General features: G+C 40.1%; 23 protein-coding genes. 22 read left to right on the forward strand and 1 reads right to left on the reverse strand.

From position 1 onward, the window contains the following. Position 1: 1 nt before the first annotated feature. Entirely contained in the window at positions 2–529 is a 528-nt protein-coding gene (gene nusG / locus FHS10_RS08260; RefSeq protein ID WP_259089234.1) for a transcription termination/antitermination protein NusG, read from the reverse strand. A 607-nt stretch (positions 530–1,136) separates the two neighbouring features. Between nusG and FHS10_RS08265 the strand changes: the two genes are divergently transcribed. The 22 genes from FHS10_RS08265 to gmd all read left to right on the forward strand — a co-directional run bounded on the left by FHS10_RS08265 (position 1,137) and on the right by gmd (position 26,212). Beyond that, positions 1,137–1,883, forward strand: a complete 747-nt coding sequence (locus tag FHS10_RS08265; protein WP_259089235.1) for a polysaccharide biosynthesis/export family protein — start codon at positions 1,137–1,139, stop codon at positions 1,881–1,883. 4 nt (positions 1,884–1,887) lie between these two features. Next, positions 1,888–4,218 (forward strand): GumC family protein, encoded by a 2,331-nt coding sequence (locus tag FHS10_RS08270; protein WP_259089236.1) that lies wholly within the window; start codon positions 1,888–1,890, stop codon positions 4,216–4,218. Positions 4,219–4,307: 89 nt separating this feature from the next. After that, the gene (locus FHS10_RS08275; protein ID WP_259089237.1) at positions 4,308–5,621 is read left to right on the forward strand and encodes an MATE family efflux transporter; all 1,314 of its coding nucleotides are present in this window, start codon (positions 4,308–4,310) and stop codon (positions 5,619–5,621) included. Next, positions 5,605–6,594 (forward strand): glycosyltransferase family 2 protein, encoded by a 990-nt coding sequence (locus FHS10_RS08280; RefSeq protein ID WP_259089238.1) that lies wholly within the window; start codon positions 5,605–5,607, stop codon positions 6,592–6,594. Before FHS10_RS08275 ends, FHS10_RS08280 begins: the two co-directional genes overlap by 17 nt. Positions 6,595–6,619: 25 nt before the next feature. Further along, positions 6,620–7,774, forward strand: coding sequence for a glycosyltransferase (locus tag FHS10_RS08285; RefSeq protein WP_259089239.1), 1,155 nt, complete (start codon positions 6,620–6,622; stop codon positions 7,772–7,774). 46 nt (positions 7,775–7,820) lie between these two features. Next, positions 7,821–8,936, forward strand: a complete 1,116-nt coding sequence (locus FHS10_RS08290) for a glycosyltransferase (RefSeq protein WP_259089240.1) — start codon at positions 7,821–7,823, stop codon at positions 8,934–8,936. After that, the gene (locus tag FHS10_RS08295) at positions 8,933–9,868 is read left to right on the forward strand and encodes an NAD-dependent epimerase/dehydratase family protein (RefSeq protein WP_259089241.1); all 936 of its coding nucleotides are present in this window, start codon (positions 8,933–8,935) and stop codon (positions 9,866–9,868) included. Before FHS10_RS08290 ends, FHS10_RS08295 begins: the two co-directional genes overlap by 4 nt. A 77-nt stretch (positions 9,869–9,945) precedes the next feature. Then, positions 9,946–11,094, forward strand: a complete 1,149-nt coding sequence (locus FHS10_RS08300) for an acyltransferase family protein (RefSeq protein ID WP_259089242.1) — start codon at positions 9,946–9,948, stop codon at positions 11,092–11,094. Positions 11,095–11,120: 26 nt separating this feature from the next. Continuing rightward, entirely contained in the window at positions 11,121–12,227 is a 1,107-nt protein-coding gene (locus FHS10_RS08305) for a hypothetical protein (protein ID WP_259089243.1), read from the forward strand. A gap of 46 nt (positions 12,228–12,273) precedes the next feature. Beyond that, complete coding sequence (locus FHS10_RS08310) at positions 12,274–13,518, forward strand: glycosyltransferase family 4 protein (protein ID WP_259089244.1); 1,245 nt, start codon at positions 12,274–12,276, stop codon at positions 13,516–13,518. A 25-nt stretch (positions 13,519–13,543) separates the two neighbouring features. Further along, on the forward strand, positions 13,544–14,935 hold the full coding sequence (locus FHS10_RS08315; protein WP_259089245.1) for a hypothetical protein: 1,392 nt from the start codon (positions 13,544–13,546) through the stop codon (positions 14,933–14,935). 52 nt (positions 14,936–14,987) lie between these two features. Then, positions 14,988–15,599: a D-sedoheptulose-7-phosphate isomerase gene (locus FHS10_RS08320; RefSeq protein WP_259089246.1), complete on the forward strand. Its 612-nt coding sequence runs from the start codon at positions 14,988–14,990 to the stop codon at positions 15,597–15,599. Positions 15,600–15,601: 2 nt separating this feature from the next. Continuing rightward, positions 15,602–16,609, forward strand: coding sequence for a bifunctional heptose 7-phosphate kinase/heptose 1-phosphate adenyltransferase (locus tag FHS10_RS08325; RefSeq protein ID WP_259089247.1), 1,008 nt, complete (start codon positions 15,602–15,604; stop codon positions 16,607–16,609). A gap of 26 nt (positions 16,610–16,635) precedes the next feature. After that, a complete protein-coding gene (locus FHS10_RS08330) occupies positions 16,636–17,748 on the forward strand; it encodes a glycosyltransferase family 9 protein (protein ID WP_259089248.1) in 1,113 nt (370 codons plus the stop codon). After that, positions 17,745–18,953 (forward strand): glycosyltransferase, encoded by a 1,209-nt coding sequence (locus tag FHS10_RS08335; RefSeq protein WP_259089249.1) that lies wholly within the window; start codon positions 17,745–17,747, stop codon positions 18,951–18,953. Before FHS10_RS08330 ends, FHS10_RS08335 begins: the two co-directional genes overlap by 4 nt. Before the next feature lie 45 nt (positions 18,954–18,998). Then, positions 18,999–19,598 carry an LbetaH domain-containing protein gene (locus tag FHS10_RS08340; RefSeq protein ID WP_259089250.1) on the forward strand — a complete coding sequence of 200 codons (600 nt, stop codon included), beginning with the start codon at positions 18,999–19,001 and terminating at the stop codon, positions 19,596–19,598. After that, positions 19,582–21,285, forward strand: a complete 1,704-nt coding sequence (locus tag FHS10_RS08345; protein WP_259089251.1) for a GMC family oxidoreductase — start codon at positions 19,582–19,584, stop codon at positions 21,283–21,285. Before FHS10_RS08340 ends, FHS10_RS08345 begins: the two co-directional genes overlap by 17 nt. Before the next feature lie 2 nt (positions 21,286–21,287). After that, positions 21,288–22,166 (forward strand): glycosyltransferase family 2 protein, encoded by an 879-nt coding sequence (locus FHS10_RS08350; RefSeq protein ID WP_259089252.1) that lies wholly within the window; start codon positions 21,288–21,290, stop codon positions 22,164–22,166. Between the two features lie 98 nt (positions 22,167–22,264). Beyond that, a complete protein-coding gene (locus tag FHS10_RS08355) occupies positions 22,265–23,146 on the forward strand; it encodes a class I SAM-dependent methyltransferase (RefSeq protein ID WP_259089253.1) in 882 nt (293 codons plus the stop codon). A gap of 69 nt (positions 23,147–23,215) precedes the next feature. Then, complete coding sequence (locus tag FHS10_RS08360) at positions 23,216–24,508, forward strand: WcaI family glycosyltransferase (RefSeq protein WP_259089254.1); 1,293 nt, start codon at positions 23,216–23,218, stop codon at positions 24,506–24,508. 151 nt (positions 24,509–24,659) lie between these two features. Next, a complete protein-coding gene (locus FHS10_RS08365) occupies positions 24,660–24,878 on the forward strand; it encodes a hypothetical protein (protein ID WP_259089255.1) in 219 nt (72 codons plus the stop codon). A 218-nt stretch (positions 24,879–25,096) separates the two neighbouring features. Then, complete coding sequence (gene gmd, locus FHS10_RS08370; RefSeq protein ID WP_259089256.1) at positions 25,097–26,212, forward strand: GDP-mannose 4,6-dehydratase; 1,116 nt, start codon at positions 25,097–25,099, stop codon at positions 26,210–26,212. The last annotated feature ends 27 nt before the right edge of the window (positions 26,213–26,239 follow it).

Below are 26,239 nucleotides of genomic sequence, written 5' to 3' on the forward strand. Positions count from 1 at the left end.
TTTAGCTGGCAACGCTTAAAGCTACTTGATTAGCTTTTACAACAACAGCGCAGCCAAGCTGTTCGATGATCATTAGTATTTTGGTACCCATTACTTTATTCACTATACCCTCTACATTAAAAAGGGCACCATCATTTATTTTAACTTTGTCACCAATACTTAAGCTTCCAATGCTAACTACCTGAGCATCTGAGTAATTACGGGTAATTAGTTTAATCTGCTCTATCTCCTGGTCGGTAATAACAACAGGCTTGCCATTGTTTGTTATCAAGTTAATTACGCCTGGTGAACTTCTCACTTTTGTTATATCAAACAGAGAAGCCTTTACAAAAAGATATGATGAAAAAAATGGCTTTTCAACGGTTTTGACCCGATCTGCCCATTGATTGCGGCAAGTTATTAATGGACAATATGATAGAATTCCCTGCTCTTTCAGGTTCTTATCAATGCGCTTTTCAAAGTTGGAACGTGTGTAGACGACTACCCATTGCGCTGTGTTTTTTGTGATTCCCAATATTTTATCTTTCACGGTTCGGTTTTTATATTGTATCCATATAAATTATCGTACCAAATAAATCGGTTTATCCATTAATTAATTTACAAGGGCGAGATTTCAGTGTTTAAACAACCATAATTCCCTGGGGTATTTAACTCTTTACTTAAGGCATATATTTTTATAAATAATATATACATTACAATAGATCCTCAACAGCGCTCCTAATTAGACAATGTGTTTCCCCAAACACAAGAAAAAATGTAAGCAGGCATCAAAATAACCTAATCTCCTCCCCGTCCCAGGCAATGCAATCTACCTTTCTCACTTCATTCACAATCATTTCACACTTTGTTATACAAATCTTCACGCTTTGTATCAAACTCACATAATATTGCGACGATAGCAATCTTAAGCCTATTTTTATGAAAATATTTCAGCAAAACACCATTGGTGTTAGCACTATTATGAATATTTTAATTAATTAATAAAACCCAGTCACTGTAAGTGAAGTGGCGAAGCTTTATAACAAGCCCTTTATTTATCCCCTTAGTAAACACCTTAAGTGTTTAAGCAACCTATCGAGTTCTAATAAACAATAGTTGCCGTCATTGCCTTACTCTCAAAAATTCTACTTAAACATATGAAAATAAATACCCACATTACCCGGTTATTAATTTTATCAACCATTGTTCTGTTAGCAGCTTCTTGTAATTCATACAAGAACATACCTTATTTTCAGAATGTAAACCGCTCTTCTTCGGTAAATGAAAAAATTGACAACTATTCGCCGTTAACAATTCAAAAAGAAGATATCCTGGGCATTACGGTAAGTAGCCTTAATCCAGATGCATGGAAAGATGAGAGCAATAAGCCTAACGGTTACCTTGTTGATATGGACGGTAATATACAATTGCCATTAATAGGTAGCATTAAAGCAGAAGGAATAACTACAAATGTTCTTAGACAGCGAATACAAACGAAGTTGACAACATATTTGAAAGAGCCATCTGTTAATGTAAGGATAACCAATTTTAAAATATCCGTGATTGGCGATGTTGCCCGTCCGAATATTTACCAGATACAAAATGAGCGTGTTACTGTTACCGAAGCTTTAGGGCTTGCAGGCGATTTAAATATAACAGGTATTAGAAATAATGTATTGCTAATCAGAGAAATTGACGGGAACAGACAATACATTAACATCGACCTTACATCTGCCGATCTATTTAAATCGCCTTATTATTACCTCAAAAACAATGATGTAATTTATGTGCAGCCAGATAAAACCAAATCCAACTCTGGCGATAGAAGTTACCGAACCTTAAGCTTAATCCTTTCTGCCTTATCCGTAGTTACAATTGTACTTACTACTGTACTAAAAAATTAATACTATGAAAAACGAACGCCTGTTTCTATCCTCTTCTTTTGACGACAGAGAAGAGGTTCCGCAAAAAGATATTCGCGGCCTTTTTACCAAATATTTGCATAGCTGGCCGTTTTTCCTGGTCAGCCTGCTTATTACAATCGGCATAGCGTACTTTTATATTAAAAGTGCTAAACCCGTGTACGACATAAAAGCAAAACTGGCTATCAAAGACGAAAAAAAGTCGCCCGATGCAAAAGAAGTACTTGCCGAAATTGATGTTGCTACACAGCCAAAAGATATTGAAAGTGAACTTGAATTGATAAAATCGAGGCCAATGATAAGGGAGGTTGTAAATGCGTTGCAACTATCAGTGAACTACAAAGATGCCAGCGATTACAGCCATAAAGACATCTACGCAAGCACTCCAGTAATGTTTAAACTTGTACAAAGTTCAGGAAACGCTACCGAGTTATCGCTCGCAATTTTCATTGAAGACGCCAACTCTTTTGTAATAAAGACCTCAAAAGGCGATTCGCCGGTGTACAGCTTCAATACAATATTAAAAAACGGATTGGGCTCATGGAAACTTGTAAAAACAAAAAATTTTGACTCATACATTGGTAAAACCATCAACATTAATATACAAAACCCCGAAGATGTAGTTACACAGTACCAAAACTCAATTTTAGTTTCATTGAATAAAGATGCACCTATTATCGAGATGGAGTTAGAAGATGAAGTTCCGGAAAGAGGGAAGCAAATTTTAACTCAATTGATAAAAGCGTACAAAATATCGAGCATTGAGGATAAAAATAAAGTAACTCAAAGTACTTTAAAGTTTATTGACGATAGGTTATCGTCACTTACCGGAGAACTAACCAATGTAGAAAAAGATGTAGAAGGATTTAAAAGCAGCATCGGTCTTACAGATATCTCATCAAAATCAAAGTTTTATTTAGATAATGTTCAGACTAATGACTCGCGTTTAAATGACGTAAATGTACAGCTTAACGTTATTGAAGGTATTGAAAGATATGCAAACTCAAGTACTTCGTCGGGCAATGTGCCTGCTACACTCGGCATTTCTGATCCCGGCTTGATAAGCCTGGTTGATCAGTTATCAAAACTACAATTACAACGAGATAGGTTATTGGCAACAACACCAGAACAGAATCCTATTTTTGAGCCGCTAAACAGGCAGATTAAAGCAACTAAAGTAGCTCTTAAAGAAACCATTACCGGCATTAAATCATCCTTACTATCCGTTCAAAATGAGCTTCAACATAACAACTCTGGCTTTGAAGCCTCCATCAAAAATATTCCGGGGCAGGAAAGGCAGTACATCAGTATAAAACGGCAGCAAAGCATAAAAGAAAACCTGTATATCTATCTGTTGCAGAAAAAAGAAGAGGTTTCACTAAGCTATGCATCTACCTTAACCGGTATCCGTACTGTTGAAGACCCCTATTATATTGCACCAAAGTCAAAAAAACAAGTCCCTTATGTACTGGCGCTATTGCTTGGATTCGGGATACCGGCATCGTTGATATACGGAAGGGACCTCCTAAAAAACAAGGTACTGAACCGGGCCGAAATAGAGAGAGCAACCGGAGCACCTGTTATTTGCGAATTAAACCAAAACAAAGGAAAAGAACAGATTGTGGTACTTGAAAAAAACGCCTTTGCCATAGCAGAACAATTCAGATCATTACGCACGAATTTGCATTTACTGTACCAAAACAAACCAAGTGGAAGGGTAACGATGTTTACTTCAAGCGTTGCCGGTGAGGGTAAAAGCTTTATTACCGGCAATATGGGGGCAGCTCTTGCAGCAACCAACCGTAGAGTAATTATACTGGAATTGGACATGCGCAGACCAAAGATATCAGACATATTAATGCTTAAGAAAGATCACTTAGGTTTAAGCGATCATCTTGCCGGCAACGCAACATTAACAGAAGTGGTTCAATCATCTGGCGTACATGAGCATTTGAAAGTGATTGGCTCTGGTCCAGTGCCAGAAAATCCGTCTGAACTGCTGGATAGCATAAAACTGGATGTACTCATCAATAAATTAAGAGACGAGTACGATGATATATTAATTGATACGCCGCCAATTCACCTGGTAACAGATGCGTTGCTTTTGGCAAGGGTCTGCGATGTTACCTTATACGTGGTTAAGCAAGGTTATACCGATAAATCTGAGCTTATTTTCATCAAACAAATGGTTAAGGATAACAAACTTCCTAACCTAAATATAGTTTTTAACGGCATCCAACGCACCAAATACGGCTACGGGTATAATTACGACAACAGCTATTACGCCAATCCTAAATTAAGAAAACAACACGCTTAATTTATTTTAAATCATTTAGCTACAGTAAAACATGGTACTGCTCAAGCTAATCTTTCCATCATAACACCCAACACACAGGGAACACCAGTATGAAAGTTGCCGTTCAAAATCTTCCACTTCCCTCAAAATATGCAAAAATCATTGAATGGGGAAAGCTCATTACCATAACCGGATCGGCACAGTTAATTATACAAGTAATTGGTTTTTTAAGTGCAATTATTGTAATAAGATTACTACCTACCAAAGAATACGCGTTATATACCCTTGCCAATACCATGCTGGGTACGATGATCTTATTGGCTGATGGAGGTGTATCAACCGGTGTGATGTCTCAAGGTGGCAAAATATGGATGGACCGCGAAAAACTGGGTCTCGTCATCGCTACAGGTTTAGATCTTAGAAAAAAATTAGCTATTGGCAGCCTTCTCGTTGCAGTGCCAATTTTATTGTATTTGTTGTTGCATCATGGAGCCAGTTGGCTAATGGCATCATTAATTACACTGTCGCTTATACCCGCATTTTTTATGTCGTTATCGGGCACCTTGCTTGAGGTAGCGCCAAAACTAAAACAAGATATAGCGCCACTTCAAAAAATACAGGTTGGTACCAATGTTTTAAGGTTAATACTTGTAGGGCTTACCATATTTTCGTTCCCGTGGGCATACATCGCAGTGTTGGCATCTGGTTTACCCCAAATTTGGGCAAACCTGCAATTAAGAAAATCCTCTTATAAATATGCGCGTTTTGATCAACCGGCCGATCCACTTATTACCAAAGAGATATTATCTTTCGTTAAAAAGATTTTGCCGGGAGCTATTTATTACTGTGCATCCGGGCAAATAACAATTTGGCTCATATCAATATTTGGCTCAACTACGGCAGTAGCCCAGGTTGGTGCGCTCGGCCGCCTGGTAATGGTACTTGGCTTATTTAATGTACTCTTTTCAACATTAATATCTCCCCGGTTTGCCCGACTGGCAAATGATAAAAGGATTTTATTAGGTAACTATATCAAAATACAAATTGTATTATTTGCACTGATGGCGTTAATTATAACCATTGTTTGGTTGTTTCCAGCACCCATTTTGTGGATCCTCGGTCCGGCTTATGCCAATCTGAAAAACGAAATGGTATTAAATATTGCCGGTAGCTGCGTTGCATTAATTGCAGGTTCGTCTTTTTCGTTATACACACACCGTGGCTGGGCTATAAAACCAATAATCCTGATACCGTTAAGCATAGCGGCAATAGCTGTATCCGCTTCATTGATTGACATCTCTACATTACATGGTATACTGCTGCTTAATATATACGTGGCAGGATTTGAAGCTATAATGCACGTACTATTTAGTTTAATAATGATTAACAAAATTAAAGTTAAAACACATGGCATTACTGAATGAACTACCATTGGTTAGTCAAAAACGTGGCTGGCCATGGAATGAGGAGGTAGAACAAGATGTCTATGAATCAAAAAAGCATTGGCCTAAAATTTCAATAATTACGCCGAGCTATAACCAGGGTAAATTTATCGAAGAAACCATCCGATCAATCCTGTTACAAAACTACCCCAACCTTGAATATATCGTTATAGATGGTGGTAGTACAGATGACACTGTTGATATTATCAGGAAATATGAAAAATGGATAACTTTTTGGGTTAGCGAGAAAGATAAGGGCCAGGCCAACGCTATAAATAAGGGAATTGACAAAAGCACCGGGGACATCTTTAACTGGATCAACAGCGATGATTACCTTGCACCAGACGCTTTAGTTACGATAGCAAACGCTTTTAAAAAAGGATACTCGGTTGCAGGCAACGTTTATAACTTTTATGACAGTGATCCGGGTTTTAAAGATATTATTCAGAATAAAGGTCTTTCAGGCCATCAATTTTTGTCGCTAAAAAGCACATTTCATCAGCCCGGCGTTTGGTGCGATTTAAACAACATTAAAGCGGCCGGCAAGTTCCCGGAACAATCCTCTTATTATTTTGACAGGATATTTTTCACCGCTTACTTCATTCAATTTAGCCAGGTAATATACAGTAATGAGATTCTGGTACACTTCAGATATCATGAAAACTCAAAAACATTGGTAATCCGTGATAGCAAAGCCGATGAACTTATTGACTATTACAATGAACTATTGAAAAACCCTTTGTTTGAAGACTTTAAAAAGGACTTGAAATTAGCCTTGAAATACCAATTACTGCCAGAAAAACATATTAGTGACTGGGAATATGAAAATGCTCATAAAAAGATAGGCAGCAGGTTATCCAGTTATTTGGGCTTAATGCTCAAGAAACCCGAATTAATACAATCACGACACTTTTTTACAAAATTAAAAAGAAGCGTTCTACAGAATCTAACCTGATTAGCTCAAATTCTGCACCTTACCAATGAGAATCACTTTTATCTGCGCGTCTTTACAACCGGGTTGCGACGGGGTTGGCGATTACGTGCGTCGCCTTGCCTGTGAAATTATCAAACAGGGACACCAGGCAGATGCTATAGCACTGAAAGATAGCTTTATACCCGATACAAAAGAAGCCACCCAGGAATTAGACGGAATTGAGCTGCAGGTGCTTCGGTTACCTGCATCTATGACTTCAATTGAACGATACCGTAGATTGGGTATACAAATGAAAACATTTAATCCGGATCTGGTCAGCCTTCAGTATGTTGGATTTGGGTATAACAAACGCGGACTACCTTTTGACATTTTAACAGGGTTGCGCAAAGCATTAGACGAAAGGAAACTTCACATTATGCTTCACGAGCTTTGGTGCGGCATGGCGGTAAATGCAGGCTTGAAAGAACAGGTACTCGGAAAATTGCAAAAGTTTTTCATAAAAAACATGATCGGTTTGTTAAAACCAGAAATTGTATTCACCAGTATTCGCCCTTATTGGCTGCATTTAAGGCAAGTTGGCATAGAATCGATCATTGTACCCATTTTTGGAAATATCCCAATTAATGATACTGGCAATCAACATGATTGGGAAATCCTGGTAACAAGATCGAATTTATCGACCTTGGTTTTAAACCAGGATTCATGGCTTATATTGGGCTTTTTTGGAACAACTTATAATAGCCCCGGATTAGATCAGCTACTCCTGATGGCTGCAACCGCTGCACGGTCTGAAGGGCTGAAACTTGGAATTTTATTCATTGGCCATAATAGAAGACAGGATATACTTGAATTGGTTAAATCCTATCCAGATGTTTCACATTGGCAAACAGGGGCGTTATCTGCCGGCATGATCAATCGTTGTATGCAACTTGTAAACATAGGTATTGTAACAAGCGCTGTGGATGGTATAGACAAAAGCGGATCGGCGCTGGCCTGGATGGAAAGAGGAATACCTGTACTTATTCCGCCCGATGATAAGACATATAAAGCCGAAGAAATGGAAAGTAAAGGTATTTATCAAGCCATTTCACCGCAGGTTGTGCTGCATGCCAGTCACATCCACAATCAGTTAGCCCCTCAAAGTAATTTAAAAAAGGCAGCAAGAGCGTACACCAGGTATAGCTATCAACCTGTGTGTTAATAAATAACTAAACTAAGCATCAATTAGGTAATCAAAGTAAATTAAAATGACCAACCCATCCCCCAAAAGAATTTTATTAATGGGCCATACAGATGGTTTAGGAGGTGCCCAAACAGCCTATAGGGAACTATTTGATTTTATTAAACAAGCAGGTTATGAAATCAAAATCATTAACATAACAGATAGGAAAAAAGAAGAACAACCTTTTGGGGGCTCTCATTTAATTGGACAAATTGAACACAAAGTTTCCGGTGCCCTACAAAAAATCAAAAAGTACAGCTCCCTTATTACTGCCGGTATTAGCGCGAAGATTTACAACCCTGATATTTTTGTAAGCATAGGCCTCTCTAATTCATCTAACTTTATTACCACCTTTCTTCCATCAAGCTGCTTCAAAATTGCCCAGGATTTTATTGCTAATAGATCGAAGGATGAAGACATCTGGAATAGCAGTCGCAAAAACTTTAATGGTATTGCGGTTCAGGCTCCTTCTATGCTTGAGTATTGGAAAGCAACACTTTCTAACCCGTGTGGTGTAAATTGGCTACCTTGTTTCCCACAACCACCTGTAGATGGGGTATTAAGATCAAAGCAAGATAAATCCAGGGAACAAATAAGAATGGCTTATTTCGGCAGGTTGGCTGGCAACAAGGGATTACCGCTATTGTTTAAATCACTTGCCGAACTAACAGATCAAGATAATTTGATGCTCGATTTATGGGGTGAGGGTGATGAAGAAAACAACCTAAAGCAGCTTGCAAAAGAGCTAAACATTCAAGATAAAATAAACTTCAATGGTGGTTATCCTGCAAGCCGTGAAGGTGCCGAATTGATGGCCTCTTATGATTGCCTTGTATTAACATCTACAGAAATGGAAGGCCTGCCACTAATTTTATTAGAATCGATGGCTTATGGATTACCATTTATGGCCACTAATATCGGCGCGATACGTGATTGCTGTAAAAACAACCCAGATACCATATTGGTTCAGCCAACTCAAGACAATATTACGATAGGGTTATCGGTGCTTATCCATAACGTAAAAAACAATCAGTTTGATCCCTTAAGACTGAGGCAATATTACGAACAAAATTTTTCGACAGCGGTAATGGCTGCACGCTGGAAAGAATGCTTTGATAACCCTAAACTCTTTTTTTCATGAACACTGCCCCTACTTTGTTAATCACCGGAGCCTCGGGTTTTTTGGGTACCTACCTTGCAGATGAAGCTGCAAAGCAGGGCTATCAGTTGGTAGGTATTGATTTGAGGGCCCCACTCAAGCCTCATTTGTGGAGCAGGTTTACTACCTCTTCTCTTGAAAATGCCGATCTTGATCAGTTACTTAAAGGCTTTAATCTGGCAGCAGTGTGTCACCTGGCCGGCGGCGCATCTGTAGCTTTATCTGTTAATGACCCATACGGCGATTTTTCAAGTTTGCTACCCGGAACTGCCCGAATAGCACTCTACCTGCTAAAAGTCCAGCCACAAGCCCAGATATTTTTCTTTTCAAGTGCCGCTGTTTACGGCAATCCGATAAAGCTACCAATTAGTGAACAAACACCGTTGCAACCTATCTCGCCATATGGCATACACAAGGCGCTTGCCGAATCATTGCTTGCCAACTATTCAAGAGCCATGGGGCTAAAAGCTACCATATTTCGGATATTTTCTGTTTATGGACCTGGGTTAAGGAAGCAGTTAATTTATGATGTTAGTTTACGTGCAATGAGAGCTGCCGCACTTGGCGAACGAAGTATACAGCTGTTTGGTACAGGGTTAGAAAGTCGGGATTTTATGTACGTCGAGGATCTTTGTAAGGCAGTACTAACAGTTTTGGAATCATCTGCCAAATCGGGTTTTGATGTATATAATTTAGGATCTGGCACCGAAAATACCGTGGCGAACGTTGCCAATTGTATAGTAAAGCACTTAGATATTGATATTGAGATTACCTTCGATGGTAAAGTGCCCAAAGGTGATCCATTAAACTGGCGGGCAGATATCAATAAACTATCCCAACTTGGCTTTAAAACCCAATACACAATAGATGACGGACTAAAGCAAGTTGCCTATTGGGCAAAAGCATTGGCTTAATAACTACTCCATTATATAAATATTGATTGTATTTATATAAAAATAAACGTTTACCCCTGCGTTAATTTTAATTAAATATGAAATACAATCCTCAACTGGATAGTATGCGTGCTTTAGCAGCACTTGCAATAATTGCATACCATTACCTGCTTTTCCCTGCCGGATGGATAGGAGTTCAGTTCTTTTTTGTTTTATCGGGGTTTCTCATCTCGGGTATAGTTATCAAGGGAAAAAATCAATACCAGGAACAAGGTATATTATCTTTTTTTAAAGATTTTTATAAACGCCGGATACTGCGTTTGTTCCCGCTTTACTTTGGTTACTTAGGAATCCTTGGCATTATTTATCTTTTTATACGTAAACCAGAGGCTTTAAATCACGAATGGTTGTGGTTAATTACCTATACACTTAATTTTAGGTGGTTATTTGACAACTACACTTTCCACATGGTATATGGGCACCTGTGGAGTCTATCACTTGAATGGCAGTTTTATCTGATCTGGCCATTTTTTTTGTGGTACTTACCAGGAAAATACTTCATAAAAATTATGCTTTGGTTAATTCCAACTGCAATGTTATTAAGAGTGATAGCATACTTTATTTGCAGCCATGTAACCTACCTGGTAGGTTTTGACGGAACACCGGCTGCTGAAGCACTTGCGCCTTATGTTTTACCGTTTTCACACCTCGACGCTTTTGTATTTGGCGCTTTGTTGTGCGATAGGAGATTCAGAAGGTTTCTTAGTAAACCATTTGTTGTTTATACATGTATGTTGGTTACCATTGCATCGGGTTTTATCCTTGTCATATCCATTCCATCTTACCCTTTAGCATCGTTGGGATGGCCAAGTAATTTACCTTTGGCTTATCAGTGGGTATGGGGCTATTCGTTATTGAATTTAACAAGTGCTACCATCATAGCCAATCTTATAAAAAGAAAAGATGCAAAATTATTTTCTTTTACCAAATTGAAATTCCTTCAACATATAGGTAAAATTTCATACGGTGTATATGTATATCACCCAATAATCATATTTGCGACGCTTGCCTTTAGCGCAAAGATGCATCCGTTTCCAGGCAGCAAGCTTTTGGAATTATTTATAGTAACCTCGTTAACAATTGTAGCAGCACATTTTTCCTATGAATTTTGGGAAAAAAGATTTCTCAAGAAGAAAATCTCTACCAGGCAAACTGTAAAACCCGAGTCTGAGGCCATTTATAATTAGCACTTTCAAGAATTTATCATTTTTTAATGAAAAGCATTAACAGGCAGTTAATAATCATTGCCCCTACTTGCCCTCCGGGCGTCTGTGGTGTAAGTGATCACGCTTATAAAACAGCAGTTGCGTTAAACAAATTTTACCGTTCCGTAAAAATAGGGGTTGAATATTTCCCTACGCTAATTCAGGACACGCCTTTAGCGGTTACTACTGTTTACTGGCAGAAACTATTAAAACAAAATGCTAAGAGCGATATTCCGACGGATTTACTTTTAAACTTTACACCAACAAGTTATTCAAGATCGGGGTTGCCACATAACTTGTTGAGTGCTTTAAAACAGTTTAAATCTGCTTCATCATCTAATCGCATCTATGTTTTTTTTCACGAAACCTGGGATGATAGTAAGGGTTTAAAACCTCATCACCAGCTTCGTAACTATCTGATAAAATATACTGTAAAAAAACTGAGCAAACTGGCGTCTGGTATTACCGTAGTTACGAATGAACAAAAGATAAAAATAGAGTCACTAACCAACAACAAAAAGATAAGGCTAAGCCTGGTAGGTGCTAATATATTGCCGGTTAATAAAGAGCATGGATTAAACAGCATTAGAAATCCGGGCGACTGGGTTATATTCGGATTAGCACACACCAGGTTGTGGACGCTTCAGCAACACCTTCCATTAATAACAGAGCTATTCAATAACGGTATCATAAAAAAGATTTACGCGATCGGCCCTATCGGCAATCAATTTGCCGAACAAGAATTATCTCTCGCTGCAAAAAACTTAGGTCCCAACGTATTGATACAAACAGGAGTTCTTGAGCCCGACGAAGTTTCTGATATGATGTTAATGGCCGAAGCAGCATTGGTAGGCCAAACCGCAGATAGTCTTCGAAAATCAGGCACATTTGCAGCCTTATCTGCACACGCGGTTCCTGTAGTATGCGAAGCCCCATTTTCGTTAGACGAACCTCCGGGCTACGCTATATTTCGCCCGCACGAATTACTGAATAACCAAAACATTGTGTCAACCACTGAAGGAGAAAAGCGCAGGTTGCTTTTGCACCAATGGTTTTGGTTAACAAGAAGCTGGGAAGCAATTGCTCTTGACATGCAAAGTTGGATAAACAGTTAAAAATAATATCCGTGTTTTTATACGATCACCAATACACAAAGGTTTCATGAAAATAACTTTATCTCATCCAACCGGCAACCGTAACGTTCGGGCTGTAATCACTGGCCTTGATAAAGCAGAAATGCTTTCGGGTTTTAATACAACCCTGGCAGCAAATCCTGATGCCTTATGGATAAAGCTATTGCCCCAAAAGATCCGTACCGAATGGCTTCGCAGATCATACGCATTGCCAAAAGCAAAAATTCATACCCGACCATTACTCGAACTTGCCAGGATGACCGTTCCTAAGCTGGGCTATACCGATTCCGTGAAACACGAAAAGGGTTGGGCAAGTATTGACGCTATTTACCGGGATCTTGACAAGAGTACAGCAAAACAACTTGTGACAAATAAGTTCAAGTTAGATGCAGTTTACGCCTATGAAGATGGTGCCTTAGAAACTTTTAAACAGGCAAAAAAACTTGGAATAAAATGTATTTATGATTTACCAATAGCCTATTGGAAAACGGTAAAACAATTAATGACCCAGGAGGCAGATCGTTTACCCACCTGGGCAGCCACCCTTGGTGGAGGCATAAATGATTCTGACGCCAAGCTGGAGCGGAAAACAGAAGAGTTTGAACTCGCCGACGTTGTGGTTGGCCCAGGTTCATTTGTAATGGATTCTTTGCCTTGGTATTCAAATAAAAAATTAATTGTATCTCCATTTGGCTCGCCGGAGTTTGATAAAACTTTAAATGGCAACCTTTATAATTTAAAACCCACTCATAAGCCGCTTCGTGTTTTATTTGCGGGTTCAATGGGCCAGCGTAAGGGACTGGCAGATCTTTTTGCTGCGATTAAAAAATTAAACAGTAAAAATGTAGAGTTGGTGGTGATGGGTTCATTACTTGCCCCTGCAGAGTTTTACCGCAGTGAATTGACGGATTTTACCTATGAGGCAGGCAGGCCACATCAGCAAGTGCTTGAACTAATGCGTACCTGCGATGTATTCTGCCTTCCGTCAATTGTTGAAGGCCGGGCGTTGGTAATGCAAGAGGCCATGAGCCAGGGCTTACCCTTAATTATAACACCAAACACAGGCGGGGCTGATTTAATTGATGAGGGCGAAACAGGCTTCCTTATACCAACCTGCTCACCCGAAATTATTGCCGAAAAAATATCCTGGTTTTTAGATAATCGCAATATTTTATCTGAAATGGGCCAAAAAGCCAAAGAAAAAGCGGCTTGCTATACCTGGGACGCTTACGGCGATAATATAGCACAGGGCCTCACTCAATATTTAAAGTAATTAAGCTTGAGTTTAACTATTTATCATGTCAACAAGCGAAAAACCTACCATTATTAACCTGAACGCGAACAACCCTGCAAATTTAACTTATGTTGCAGAACCGGTTAAGCGAAAAGACCCTAACCTCCTGCTAAAAAGAGGGATATGGGCTTATTTCCTGCTATTGATATTTGAGGGCGCGCTTCGTAAATGGGTATTACCGGGCTTGTCTACCCCCCTGCTTGTTGTACGCGATCCCTTAGCACTCTGGTTAGTTTTAGTGGCGTGGAAACGGAACCTGCTACCTTCAAACTTATATGTTACCGGGATGATAGCAATCGGCGCTATTGGTATAGTTACCGCGTTGGCTTTTGGGCATGGCAATTTTGCGGTTGCAATTTATGGAGCCCGTATCCTAATGTTTCATTTCCCGCTAATGTTTGTAATCGGGAAAGTTTTTGACCGCAATGATGTGATAAAATTGGGCAAAGCCACTATTTGGATAACCATACCGATGGCGGTATTAATAGCCATGCAATTTTATAGCCCTCAATCGGCTTTTGTAAACAGAGGTGTAGGTGGCGATATGAAAGGTGGCGGTTTTGACGGCGCGATGGGCTTTTTCAGGCCCCCTGCTACATTTTCGTTCACAAACGGTACAGCTTTATTCTTTGGATTTTCTGCTGCTTATGTGTTTTATTTTTGGCTTACACCCAAAAGTATAAACCGCCTGGTGCTAATTGGCGCAACACTTGGGGTGTTAATAGCCATCCCCCTATCCATCAGCCGCAGTTTATTATCGCTTGTACTGGCTTGTGTTTTGTTTTCCTTAATCGCAATATCACGTAATCCAAAATATCTTGGCAAAATGGTTGTTGCCATTGTTGTGCTTATCATAACTTTTGCGGCACTAAGTCAGCTAAGCGTTTTTGCTACACCTCTTGAAGTTTTCACACACAGATTTACCAGCGCTAATGAAACCGAGGGTGGCGTTTCCGGAGTATTTGTTGATCGTTTTTTGGGAGGTATGGTGGGTGCAATCATTGAGTCGACCCAAAAGCCCTTTTTTGGTTATGGAATAGGAATGGGCACCAGTGTTGGCAGTATGCTTATAGCCGGCGATCATACCGTTTACCTGATATCAGAGGGCGAATGGGGACGTTTAATTGGCGAAATGGGTATTATCATGGGCTTTTCGGTCATTTTCATCAGGATAGCCTTTGTTTTGAATTTAGCCATGGACAGCTTTAAGAAATTATCAATTGGCGATTTTTTACCCTGGATGATTTGCAGCATTGGTATCCTGGCAATTATGCAGGGACAATGGGCACAACCTACATCACTTGGCTTTGATGTTATACTCGGCGGTATTACTCTTGCCGCACTCCGTACCCCTAATCGCAAATTATGGGCTGTAAAGGCGATTGAAAGAGCTTAAGCATATCGACCATTTAATTAACAACCCCTATTAAACACATAATTATACCCCTATGATAGTAAATAATTTTAGTGTACCAGAAACTACAGCCTCCTCCTACGCTGTAACTATCGATGAGTTGATAGATGTATTATCAAAAAGCAAACAACTTGAAGAAAATATATTAGCAGCGGGAGCAGCAATAAAACAAGCCATTCTTAATGGCGGTAAGCTAATAACCTGCGGAAACGGTGGCAGCGCAGCGGACGCATTGCACCTTAGTGAAGAATTGGTTGGCCGTTATAAAGCAGAGCGGAGAAGCCTTCCGGCCATTTGCCTTAATGCCGATGTTACCGCAATCACCTGTATAGGCAACGACTATGGCTTCGACGCTATTTACTCCAGGCAATTACAAGGGCTTGGTAAGCCAGGAGATGTATTGGTAGGTTTTAGTACCAGCGGTAATAGTGCCAATATCATTGAGGTTTTTATCCAGGCTTATAAACAAAACATAACTACCATATTTTTAGGTGGCAAAAATGGCGGCGCATTAAAAGGTACCTGCGATCATGAAATTATAATCCCAAGCAATACCACTGCGCGCATCCAGGAGATGCATACGCTGATACTACACCAATGGCTTGAAGATTTAGACATTACTGACTGGAGCACCCTAAACTTTTAATTATGAACCTATCCTATTTACTAAAAGAGCTTAGCACGGTTAAAGTACTCGTTATTGGCGATTTAATGCTTGACCATTATATATGGGGTAATGTACACCGTATATCGCCAGAGGCACCGGTGCCGGTTGTACAGGTTAATAAAGATACCTACACAGCGGGTGGCGCGGCCAATGTGGCGCTAAATCTCTCAAATTTGGGTGCGAAAACTGCTGTAATGGGGCATTGTGGTACGGATGAAGCCGGCAAACGCCTTGTAGGAATACTTGCTAATAAGAATGTTAAATACATATTGCCCGAATTACTTTTTCAGGCACCTACAATTGTCAAAACACGGGTTATTGTTCATTCCCAACAACTCTGCCGTATTGACCGCGAGGACACCCGTGAGTGTTATAACATTGACTCGGCCCCTGGTTTCGAAAAAATGTTATTCCAGGCAATGTCTGAAGTTGATGCCGTAATCGTATCTGATTATGCTAAAGGGGTTATCTCACAATCGCTGCTTGATTCTGTTTTAACGGCAGCACGCAAACTACCCAACTTATTGGTAGCTGTTGACCCTAAGCCTGCACGCCGGCTTATATTTCGCGATGTAGGCTTACTTACCCCAAACCGTTCTGAAGCGCTGGCATTGGCAGAACTGCCTGAATTAGCACCAGATGAAAAATATCCCCTGGAAAAAATATGTGAGCGCATACACGATATCTATAGCCCCGAAATATTGATTGTAACACTTGGTGCCGAAGGGATGGCTATAAGCCAAAGCGGTAAAGTAGTTGAACTTTTACCAACAGTAGCCCGGCAGGTGTTTGACGTATCTGGCGCAGGAGATACCGTAATAGCCACTTTAACAGCCGCACTGGCAAGTGGTGCCCCTGCCGCGGAAGCAGCCAGGTTAGCCAACGCGGCCGCCGGCTGTGTGGTTGCTCATGTTGGTACTGCGCCGGTAACCTACAGTGAGCTTGAAGAATGGCTGTTGAAGGCCGATATGGATTATCAAAGCATTTAACAAACAATTATATCTCATCAGCATCCATGAATATTTCAAAAAACAACAAGGTACTTATTTACCGGTTAGGCAGTCTCGGCGATACAGTGATGGCCTTGCCTTGTTTTCATGAAATAAAAAACTCGTTTCCTGATGCCGATATTACGCTGCTTACCAATAAACCGGTAATGGCTAAGGCAGCAGCAATTGAAGCTATTTTAGGTACCGGATACTTTTTTAACCGCACTATAAACTATCCGGTAGGCACCCGTAACCCAGGACAGTTACTGGATATTATCAAACAAATTCGTGCACTTAAAATCGACACCGTTATTAATATCACAGCTATTCGGTCCAAAAAGGCACTATTAAGAGATAAGCTATTTTTTAAAGCCGCGGGCGTTAGCAATTTGATTGGCTTTGATGTTCAAAATCGAGATTTATCTATCAGCGTTGATCCTACAACTGGTGTTAACGAATGGGAGGCAAAAAGGCTGGCAAGACGTATAAACGTCTTGGGCGATGTCGACCTTGATGATGAGCGTAACTGGGATTTACACCTTAACAAACAAGAACTGGCAGTAGCCCAAAACTACGCGGATCAGCTGTCCACTCAAAAGCAAATTATAGCAATATCAACAGGTACAAAAAACCAGTCAAATGATTGGGGGATCAACAACTGGCAGTTGCTTTTAGCTCAATTATCAAATAAACTTCCTGGCTGGAAATTAATGGTAATTGGCGCTCCCGATGAGGCAGCCGTTGCTGAACAATGCATCCAATCCTGGGGAAAAGAGGCAGTTAACCTTTGCGGCAAAACAACGCCCAGGGAATCGGCCGCTATATTAAAGAATGCAACCGTATTTGTAGGGCACGACAGCGGCCCAATACACCTTGCAGCGGCCGTAGGCGTACCATGTGTAGGCATCTATTCTGCCCGTAACATGCCAGGGCAGTGGTTCCCAAAAGGCAAAAACAACCAGATCCTTTACAAACTTCCGGAATGCGCGGGCTGTGGTCTGGAGGTTTGTATAATCCAACAAAAAAAATGCATCCTGTCTATCTCTGTAGATGAGGTAATCAATGCTGTAAGTTTAGCCATCAATCAGCAAATAAAATCTTCAATAATAAACCACTCATTTACATACTTACAAATATGAGAGTACTTCACGTTATAAGTAGTATGGACCCAAAAACCGGGGGCGTTTGTGAAGCGGTAAGGATTTTTGCAAATGGGCTTGAAGATTTAGGTGTTACCAATGAAGTAGTTAGTGTAGATTCTGAGCACTTTACTAACCATGACAAATACATCAGTCATCTTTTAGGGCCGGCAAAGAACGCCTGGTTTTATAGTAAAAAATTATTGCCCTGGCTTATCGATAACGTTAACAGATTTGATACCGTTGTGGTTCACGGTTTATGGCTGTATCATGGATATGCAGTAAAACAAGCTTTTTCCATGTTAAAACAATGGAACAAAAGTGAGAAGCCGCCTAAGTTATTTGTTATGCCGCATGGCATGCTAGACCCCTATTTTCAGCGGGCAAAAGGTAGGAGGCTAAAAGCCGTCAGAAACATAATATACTGGGGATTAATTGAAAAAAAACTCATTCACCTGGCAGACGAAATTTTATTTACCTGCGAAACAGAACGAATACTTGCCCGAGAGCCTTTCTGGCCATATAAACCCAAAATGGAGACTATTGTTGGCCTGGGGGTAGTTACTCCCCCAGCCTACAATACAACGATGGGCGAACTTTTTAGAAATACAATACCAGACCTTTGTAACAGCCCCTATTTGCTGTTCTTAAGCAGAATACATGAAAAAAAAGGAACAGATATGCTGATAAGCGCTTATGAAAAACTGGTTGAAGAGTATGCGGGCAGAACAGAAAAAGGTAGCATAAACACTTTACCCAAACTAATCATAGCCGGGCCCGGGCTTGATAGCGTTTATGGCCTGCAAATGCAGCAAAAGGTGTTAAAATCTAAATTTTTAGATAAGATGGTCTATTTTCCGGGAATGCTCACAGGGGCGGCAAAATGGGGAGCGTTTTATGGCTGCGAGGCATTTGTACTTCCAAGCCACCAGGAAAATTTTGGAATAGCGGTTGTAGAAGCCTTAACATGCAATAAGCCTGTGTTAATATCCAATCAGGTAAACATTTGGCGGGAGATACATGATGGAGGGGCTGCGGTAGTTGCCGAGGACACCAATGACGGCACTTATTCAATGCTCTTTAACTGGAGTTGTTTATCGCCGGCCGATAAAAAAAAAATGGCGGAACAGGCATGGGTTTGCTACGAAAAGCATTTTGAAATCAATACCGTACTAAACCGGTTTCATCAAATTTTAACCAATTAAAACTATAGCAAAACAGCTGCTTGGTTTTTCAAAAAAAGAATTATAATGTTTTCATACCATAGCAAAGACAGTACTGATGGCTATCTACGTCCGGTTTTTTCACTCACCAATAAATTAAGGAGATTGGCCTGGAACATGGCATGGCTTTTTTTATGCAGGTGGACCCCTAAACCAATGCATAAATGGCGTGTATTGGTGGTAAGGGCCTTTGGTGGTAAAATTGGCAACCAAAATGTGATATATCCCAGCTGCATCATATGGGCACCATGGCTATTAGAAACAGAAGATATAGTTACCATTGGGCCCGGGGTGGAGATTTATAATCCAGGCGGAGTTTATTTAGGCCACCATGCCATCCTCTCGCAAAATTCATATCTATGCGGTGCTACTCATGATTACAATACCGCCGATTTTACCTACATCATGAAACAGATTATCATAGCTCCTTATGCCTGGATCTGTTCAAAAGCGATTGTATTACCAGGTGTTCGCTGTATGGAGGGAAGTGTTTTGGGGGCTGCATCGGTAACATCACGTGATTTGGAACCGTGGACGGTATACGGCGGGCATCCGGCAAAATCTTTGAAAAAACGGACTAATTTTTTGGATAACCTAAAACTTGAAAATAATGAAGCCAGGTATTGAATCATCAAATTTTGATTTATGTATTATAGGCAGCGGGCCTGCCGGAATTATTACCGCGCTTGAATACGCGCGTTTAAACCCGTTTGAAAATGTATTATTGGTTGAATATGGTTTGGGCAACCTGGCGGAAAACAGTTTAGATAATTCAATAAAGATAAATAATGATATAAATCATCACCCACCTGCGGAATGCACCAATAAAGGATTAGGAGGTACCTCTGCAACCTGGGGCGGACGCTGCGTGATGTATGATGAGATAGATTTTATTGATCGCCCTATTTTAAACGGCGGTTGTACCTGGGACGGCGCAATATTTAAAGACATCAAAACTTACATTCCTATTGCGGCAAGATATTTTGAATGTGGCAACCCCAATTTTAATATAACTTCTACGTCGCAATTGACAAAAAGAACTATAGCTGAAGGCTTTAAACAAGGTGTAGTAACCGACGATACACTGGAACGCTATAGCATGCCAACGCGCTTTGGCCAACGTTACCATGCAGATATTGAATCGCAAAAAAACCTGACATTACTACAGGGATATGAAGCGCGAAGCTTTTCAGAGCCGGATAAAGATGGGAAAATCAGTTTTTTAACAATAAGGCAAGTAGGCACTGGGCAGTTAGTAAAAATTTCGGCTTGTAAATTTGTACTAACGGCCGGCGCACAGGAAAGCACCCGTATACTGTTACGCAACACGCAAATATTTAACAAATTAAAGGCAACTCCCGGTACTTTGGGTAAATATTACCAGGGTCACTTATCGGGCAAAATAGCTACAGTAAAGTTTTACGGCGACCCAGATAAAACAGATTATTCTTTTGGCCGGGATTCAGACGGGACTTATTTCAGGCGTCGGTTTCAGTTTTCAACCAACTTTTTAAAAGATAACAATTTGTTGAATACAGCAATATGGCTGGATAATCCGCTGTATTTTGACCCCAAGCACCGCAGTGGGGCTATGTCATTCATGTATATGGCCATGATAACTCCAATATTGGGCAAAAGGCTCGCTCCTCCTGCTATAGCGCATTCTATTACAAAAGGTAAGGTTTATAAGGTAGCTACCCATCTTGGCAATATCCTAAAAGATCTGCCAGGATCGTTATTAAAACCGGCAGCCATCTTTTACAAAAGATATTGTGTTAGCAGGAAGCTACCCGGTATCTTCTTATTCAGCCCCCAAAACACTTACGCGTTACATTTTCATGCCGAACAAATACCCTTTGAAGGAAATTGTATGAAGCTGGATGCCGATGGGGAAACATTAGTTATAGATTACTCACTAACAGATGCGGATGTATCATCAGTGATAACACTTCACGATGTGCTTGATAAATGGTTAAGAAATTGTGGCTGCGGAGAACTTCAGTATTGGTTTGGTAAAGAGGAATTATCATCAGCTATAAAAAGCATGTCAAAAGATGGCCTGCATCAATCCGGTACAACAAGAATTGCAGATACCCCAGAGGATGGTGTGGTTGACAAAAACCTTAAAGTATGGGGAACCGAGAACATTTACGTGTGCAGCAGCTCTGTATTCCCTACTTCCGGCCAGGCCAACCCTACTTTTCTGCTGGGCACATTTGCTGCGCGACTGGCACGTCATTTAACCACCACCAAAGTAAATGAAAATGTACTTAACAATACAAAAACCTATTCGGCCGCTGCTTTAACTACATAGAAATGATATCTGTAATTATACTTACAAAAAACGAAGAAACCGACTTGCCGGTATGCCTGAGGTCACTATCGTGGACCGACGACGTTCACATTCTGGACTCACTTAGTACAGACAGAACTTGTGAAATAGCACTACAACATGATGCCCGGGTGTGGGTTAATCCTTTTCAAAGTTTTGGTACGCAGCGCAACTATGCCCTTAAAAACATCATTGTTAAATATGATTGGATCTTGTTTTTAGATGCTGATGAGGTTGCTACTCCCGAATTTGTCAATGAAATAAAACTGGCAACAACTACCGCAAGCCAGGATGTTGCCGGCTTTTACTGCTGCTGGAAAATGATGCTTGAAGGAAAATGGCTCAAAAAATGCGATAATTTCCCCAAATGGCAACTGCGCTTATTACGTAAAGGCAGGGTAACATATACCGATTTTGGACATGGGCAAAAAGAAGACAAGGTTATGGGCCAGGTACTATATATCAAAGCGCCCTATCTTCATTTTGGATTTTCAAAAGGCTGGGCACATTGGATAGAGCGACATAACAGGTATTCAACCTTAGAGGCAATAGCCCGCTTAGATACAGCGCCGCCCATCAGAAATATTTTCAACAAACATGGCAGTACCCGTAACCCGGCGTTAAAATCCTGGATGGCTAAAGTTCCCGGCTGGCCTTTGCTAAGGTTTTTACAAGCTTATATTTTTAATCTTGGTTTTACAGAGGGTTTGCCAGGGCTCACTTATTGCATCAACATCGCATTTTATGAACATATGATCGTCATAAAAAAAAGGGAGATCCTTCTAAAGCGAAAAACCAAAAGCAGTAAAGTGAAATCCGAAGTAATAATAAACAATAAAGTTCAAGTGGAGCTTAACTCTTAAGCAATGCCTGTAAAGCTCAATATTTCAAGAGGTTAAAGCAAAGTTCCCTCCATCAAAAATAAAGCAGTCGCTATAATTCCAACCTAAACCAACACTGTATGAAAGTAGCTCAGGCACAAGCAATAAGCCCGTATGTAAAACCGGGTGAACACTTCGAGTTTAACGGAACATATTTTAGATTCCCGATTAATAAACCTTCGGAAGCGATTAAATCCAATGCCTATTATTTTAATAATCCTGAATGGGCTGAAGAGTATCTTACTTATTGCCACAGGAGTGCATCATTTAAAAGCAGATGGCTTGCCGCAACCGGCAGTTGGGATGATAAAATTGTTGTTGATATAGGATGCGGGCCCGGTAATATTTACGCCACCCTAAGCGGAAAGCCCAGGCTATTAATAGGTATTGACGTTGCATCAAAATCTTTGGAATTTGCCAAAAACCTGGGATATACAAGTGTATTAGCCGATGCTACAAACTTGCCTTTTATATCGGGATTTGCAGATATCGTTGTGTTGAACGCAGCTCTTCATCATTGCGAAAACATGGAATATGTTTTAATAGAAGCCGCCCGGTTATTGAAGCCAGGCGGACTACTTATCACAGATCACGATCCTCAATTAAGCGCATGGGACTACAAAGGCGTTGCCATGTTATTGTGGAACAGCCGAAAATTAATTTACCGGGTAGCGGGGCGCGGGTTTCATAAAACTACAAGTCAGCAATATTGGGGCCTTGCTTGTGAAATACATCACAAACCTGGTCATGGCGTATCAACCGCGTTTTTTAAACAAACCCTTGAGCCATTAGGCTTTGATGTAAAAGTATATCCACATAATCACGAGCTTGGTGAAGAGGTTTTACAAGGTAAAAAAGGTAAACCGGAATTTAAATATCTGTTAGGCAACTTGCTTTCTGGCAGGAACCCTTATGCTGATAAGAGTGCCTTATCCTTAATGTGCCTCGCTCAAAAACAATAAAAAGAAATCCATAACCAGTTTTTCAAACCGGGTTACCTCTACAATAATATCTCTAATAGAAATATAAACATGTCAGGTTCAACAAAAAAAAGTGTCCTTATAATTGGCATCAACTTCTCGCCTGAATTAACAGGAATAGGTAAATACACAGGAGAAATGGTTGACTGGTTAACAGAAAATGACTTTAACTGTAATGTAGTTACTGCGTTCCCATATTACCCATACTGGAAAACCCAAAAGCCATATAAAAACATTTTTTATACCAGGGAAACCTTGAAGAACGGGCGTTTAAACATTTACCGTTGCCCAATGTTTGTGCCGCAAAATCCTACAGGGTTAAAAAGGCTTATACATGAAGCAAGTTTTTTCCTTTCGGCGCTCATTATGGTAACCTATTTACTTTTCAAGCCAAAAAAGGACTATATTTTCTGCATCGCCCCTCCTTTTCATCTTGGTTTTTTGGGGCTGATATATCGGTTTTTTAAGGGTGGCAAAATAATTTACCATATTCAGGATCTGCAAATTGAGGCTGCCCGCGATTTGCAAATCATCAAATCGGATGTAGCGTTTAAGACCCTGTTTTCTATGGAAGCCAACATCATGAAAAGGGTAAACCACGTAAGCACCATATCTACCGGTATGCTCAAAAAGATTGCTAAAAAAACAGAAAAAGATATTTTATTTTTCCCAAATTGGGTGGACACAACTACTTATTGTCCGCTTTATGATAGTGCCGAATTGAAAATATTATGGGGCTTTCATAAAAGTGATAAGATCGTACTTTACTCGGGAAGCATAGGTGAAAAACAAGGGTTAGAAGGTATTCTTACAGTTGCCAAAAAATTGGAAACATCGCCCTTTATTAAATTTGTAATTTGCGGTACAGGCCCGTATAAAGAGAAACTTATAGCCAAAGCAAAGGAGCAAAAGTTAAATAATGTGCATTTTTTACCGCTGCAGGAGCCCCAACAGTTTAACAACTTTCTTAATATGGCTGATGTACACCTTGTTCTTCAAAAAAAGAGCGCAAGCGATTTGGTGATGCCATCAAAGCTCACCACTATATTGGCGGTTGGCGGCCTGGCACTCATCACTGCCGAACCAGGCACAAACCTTTTCGAGATTGTAAATGACAACATGATGGGAGTTGTTATTCCGTCAGAAAATTTGGGTTTATTGGAAACCGCTATTCTATCCTGCTGTAGTCGTGATAATTTAACTGTAAAACTTAATGGGCGTAATTATGCAGAAAACCATCTTAATAAAAACAGCATCCTTAGCAGGGTTTTTAGCAAGTTAGAAAACAAGCCACCGGCCGTTAATGACGATCGTTCGCCACTTGAAATCCTTGAACTTAAATAAGAGTTTGTAAGCGACTTATTAACTACATTCAAAAACATCATATTCATCACAAAAATTTAATATTACCTATAACAATTTACAGAGCGCTACGTATACAAAGGAAAAAACTGTGAAAGCATATCCACAACTTTCCTCAATTCAAGATTCTGTAATGACTTTACCTTTATCTCGCAAAATTTATGCTACGGATACAGAGCGTAACTTAACATTTTTCGGTTCGGTAAAATCCATGGATGAGCATAACGGGATTATCAATATATGCCTGTTGGACGTAGCAGTTTACGAATACTCATCATCCAATTACCTTTACAACCAGGCGGAAGTAACATTTTCAAGACCTAAAAGCGTCATGTTTATAGAAGAAGCTTAGTTCTTCGTATCTAATTCTATCCTAAAATACCAAATTCACTTCCGGCCAAAACTATAGCCACACCCCTATTGTACAAAACATAGGCTCGTGTGTGATTTGGAATATCCATCATTTTCCCTGGCTAAAGTACAAACTGTTCAGGAACTACTGTACCCGGTGTTTCTAACGGTTACTATCTGAAATTTCCGTTCTAAAATAATAACAAAAAACACGTATTTATGAAAAAGAAAGCACTTATCACCGGTATTACCGGCCAGGATGGAGCATACCTTGCCGAACTATTATTATCAAAAAACTACGAGGTTCACGGAATAAAACGAAGAAGTTCGCTTTTCAACACAGAGCGCATTGACCATTTATACCAGGACCCACATGACGAAGACAGGAACTTTGTAATGCACTATGGCGATCTTTCAGATTCCACCAACCTCATCCGCATTATTCAACAGGTTCAGCCCGATGAAATATACAATCTGGGTGCAATGTCGCACGTTAAAGTAAGTTTTGATACGCCAGAATATACTGCCAACGCCGATGGTATAGGTACATTGAGGCTATTGGAAGCTATAAGAATATTACAACTCACAAAAAAGACCAAAATATACCAGGCTTCTACCTCCGAGCTTTATGGATTGGTACAAACCGTGCCGCAATCAGAAACTACGCCCTTCTACCCCAGGTCGCCTTATGCGGTGGCCAAGCTTTATGCCTATTGGATAACAGTCAATTACAGGGAGGCATACAACATGTTTGCCTGTAACGGCATACTTTTCAATCACGAAAGTCCATTAAGGGGCGAAACCTTTGTAACCCGCAAAATAACAAGAGCTGCTGTAAAAATAGCCATGGGGCTTCAAAGCAAATTGTACCTGGGCAATCTTGATTCACGCCGTGATTGGGGACATGCCAAAGACTATGTGGAGGCTATGTGGCTTATTTTACAACAGGATAAACCCGAAGATTATGTAATAGCAACCGGTGTAACAACAACAGTAAGAGATTTTGTAAAAATGGCTTTTGCCGAATTAGGTATAGAAATAACTTTTGAAGGCGTCGGCATTAATGAAAAAGGCTATGTGACTGCCTGCAGCAACATAGATTACCTGGTTGAAATTGGAAAAGAAGTTATTTCTGTTGACCCTGCGTATTTCCGGCCTACCGAAGTTGACTTGTTAATTGGTGATCCTACAAAAGCAATAGAAAAATTAGGATGGAAGATTAAGTACGATTTAAAAATGCTGGTTAATGATATGGTAACGTCCGATGTTACCGCATTCCAAAAAGAAAAAGTACTTAAGGAAATGGGATACGAGATTAAAAACCAATTTGAATAGCAGGTTCAGGTAAAATTAAATTTTAAA

Source organism: Mucilaginibacter dorajii (assembly GCF_024808255.1).
GTDB classification, from domain to species: domain Bacteria; phylum Bacteroidota; class Bacteroidia; order Sphingobacteriales; family Sphingobacteriaceae; genus Mucilaginibacter; species Mucilaginibacter dorajii.

Coding starts and splice junctions, on each gene's coding strand:
- FHS10_RS08265 (WP_259089235.1), top strand. CDS start 1,137: ATGAAAATAAATACCCACATTACCCGGTTATTAATTTTATCAACCATT.
- FHS10_RS08270 (WP_259089236.1), top strand. CDS start 1,888: ATGAAAAACGAACGCCTGTTTCTATCCTCTTCTTTTGACGACAGAGAA.
- FHS10_RS08275 (WP_259089237.1), top strand. CDS start 4,308: ATGAAAGTTGCCGTTCAAAATCTTCCACTTCCCTCAAAATATGCAAAA.
- FHS10_RS08280 (WP_259089238.1), top strand. CDS start 5,605: ATGGCATTACTGAATGAACTACCATTGGTTAGTCAAAAACGTGGCTGG.
- FHS10_RS08285 (WP_259089239.1), top strand. CDS start 6,620: ATGAGAATCACTTTTATCTGCGCGTCTTTACAACCGGGTTGCGACGGG.
- FHS10_RS08290 (WP_259089240.1), top strand. CDS start 7,821: ATGACCAACCCATCCCCCAAAAGAATTTTATTAATGGGCCATACAGAT.
- FHS10_RS08295 (WP_259089241.1), top strand. CDS start 8,933: ATGAACACTGCCCCTACTTTGTTAATCACCGGAGCCTCGGGTTTTTTG.
- FHS10_RS08300 (WP_259089242.1), top strand. CDS start 9,946: ATGAAATACAATCCTCAACTGGATAGTATGCGTGCTTTAGCAGCACTT.
- FHS10_RS08305 (WP_259089243.1), top strand. CDS start 11,121: ATGAAAAGCATTAACAGGCAGTTAATAATCATTGCCCCTACTTGCCCT.
- FHS10_RS08310 (WP_259089244.1), top strand. CDS start 12,274: ATGAAAATAACTTTATCTCATCCAACCGGCAACCGTAACGTTCGGGCT.
- FHS10_RS08315 (WP_259089245.1), top strand. CDS start 13,544: ATGTCAACAAGCGAAAAACCTACCATTATTAACCTGAACGCGAACAAC.
- FHS10_RS08320 (WP_259089246.1), top strand. CDS start 14,988: ATGATAGTAAATAATTTTAGTGTACCAGAAACTACAGCCTCCTCCTAC.
- FHS10_RS08325 (WP_259089247.1), top strand. CDS start 15,602: ATGAACCTATCCTATTTACTAAAAGAGCTTAGCACGGTTAAAGTACTC.
- FHS10_RS08330 (WP_259089248.1), top strand. CDS start 16,636: ATGAATATTTCAAAAAACAACAAGGTACTTATTTACCGGTTAGGCAGT.
- FHS10_RS08335 (WP_259089249.1), top strand. CDS start 17,745: ATGAGAGTACTTCACGTTATAAGTAGTATGGACCCAAAAACCGGGGGC.
- FHS10_RS08340 (WP_259089250.1), top strand. CDS start 18,999: ATGTTTTCATACCATAGCAAAGACAGTACTGATGGCTATCTACGTCCG.
- FHS10_RS08345 (WP_259089251.1), top strand. CDS start 19,582: ATGAAGCCAGGTATTGAATCATCAAATTTTGATTTATGTATTATAGGC.
- FHS10_RS08350 (WP_259089252.1), top strand. CDS start 21,288: ATGATATCTGTAATTATACTTACAAAAAACGAAGAAACCGACTTGCCG.
- FHS10_RS08355 (WP_259089253.1), top strand. CDS start 22,265: ATGAAAGTAGCTCAGGCACAAGCAATAAGCCCGTATGTAAAACCGGGT.
- FHS10_RS08360 (WP_259089254.1), top strand. CDS start 23,216: ATGTCAGGTTCAACAAAAAAAAGTGTCCTTATAATTGGCATCAACTTC.
- FHS10_RS08365 (WP_259089255.1), top strand. CDS start 24,660: ATGACTTTACCTTTATCTCGCAAAATTTATGCTACGGATACAGAGCGT.
- gmd (WP_259089256.1), top strand. CDS start 25,097: ATGAAAAAGAAAGCACTTATCACCGGTATTACCGGCCAGGATGGAGCA.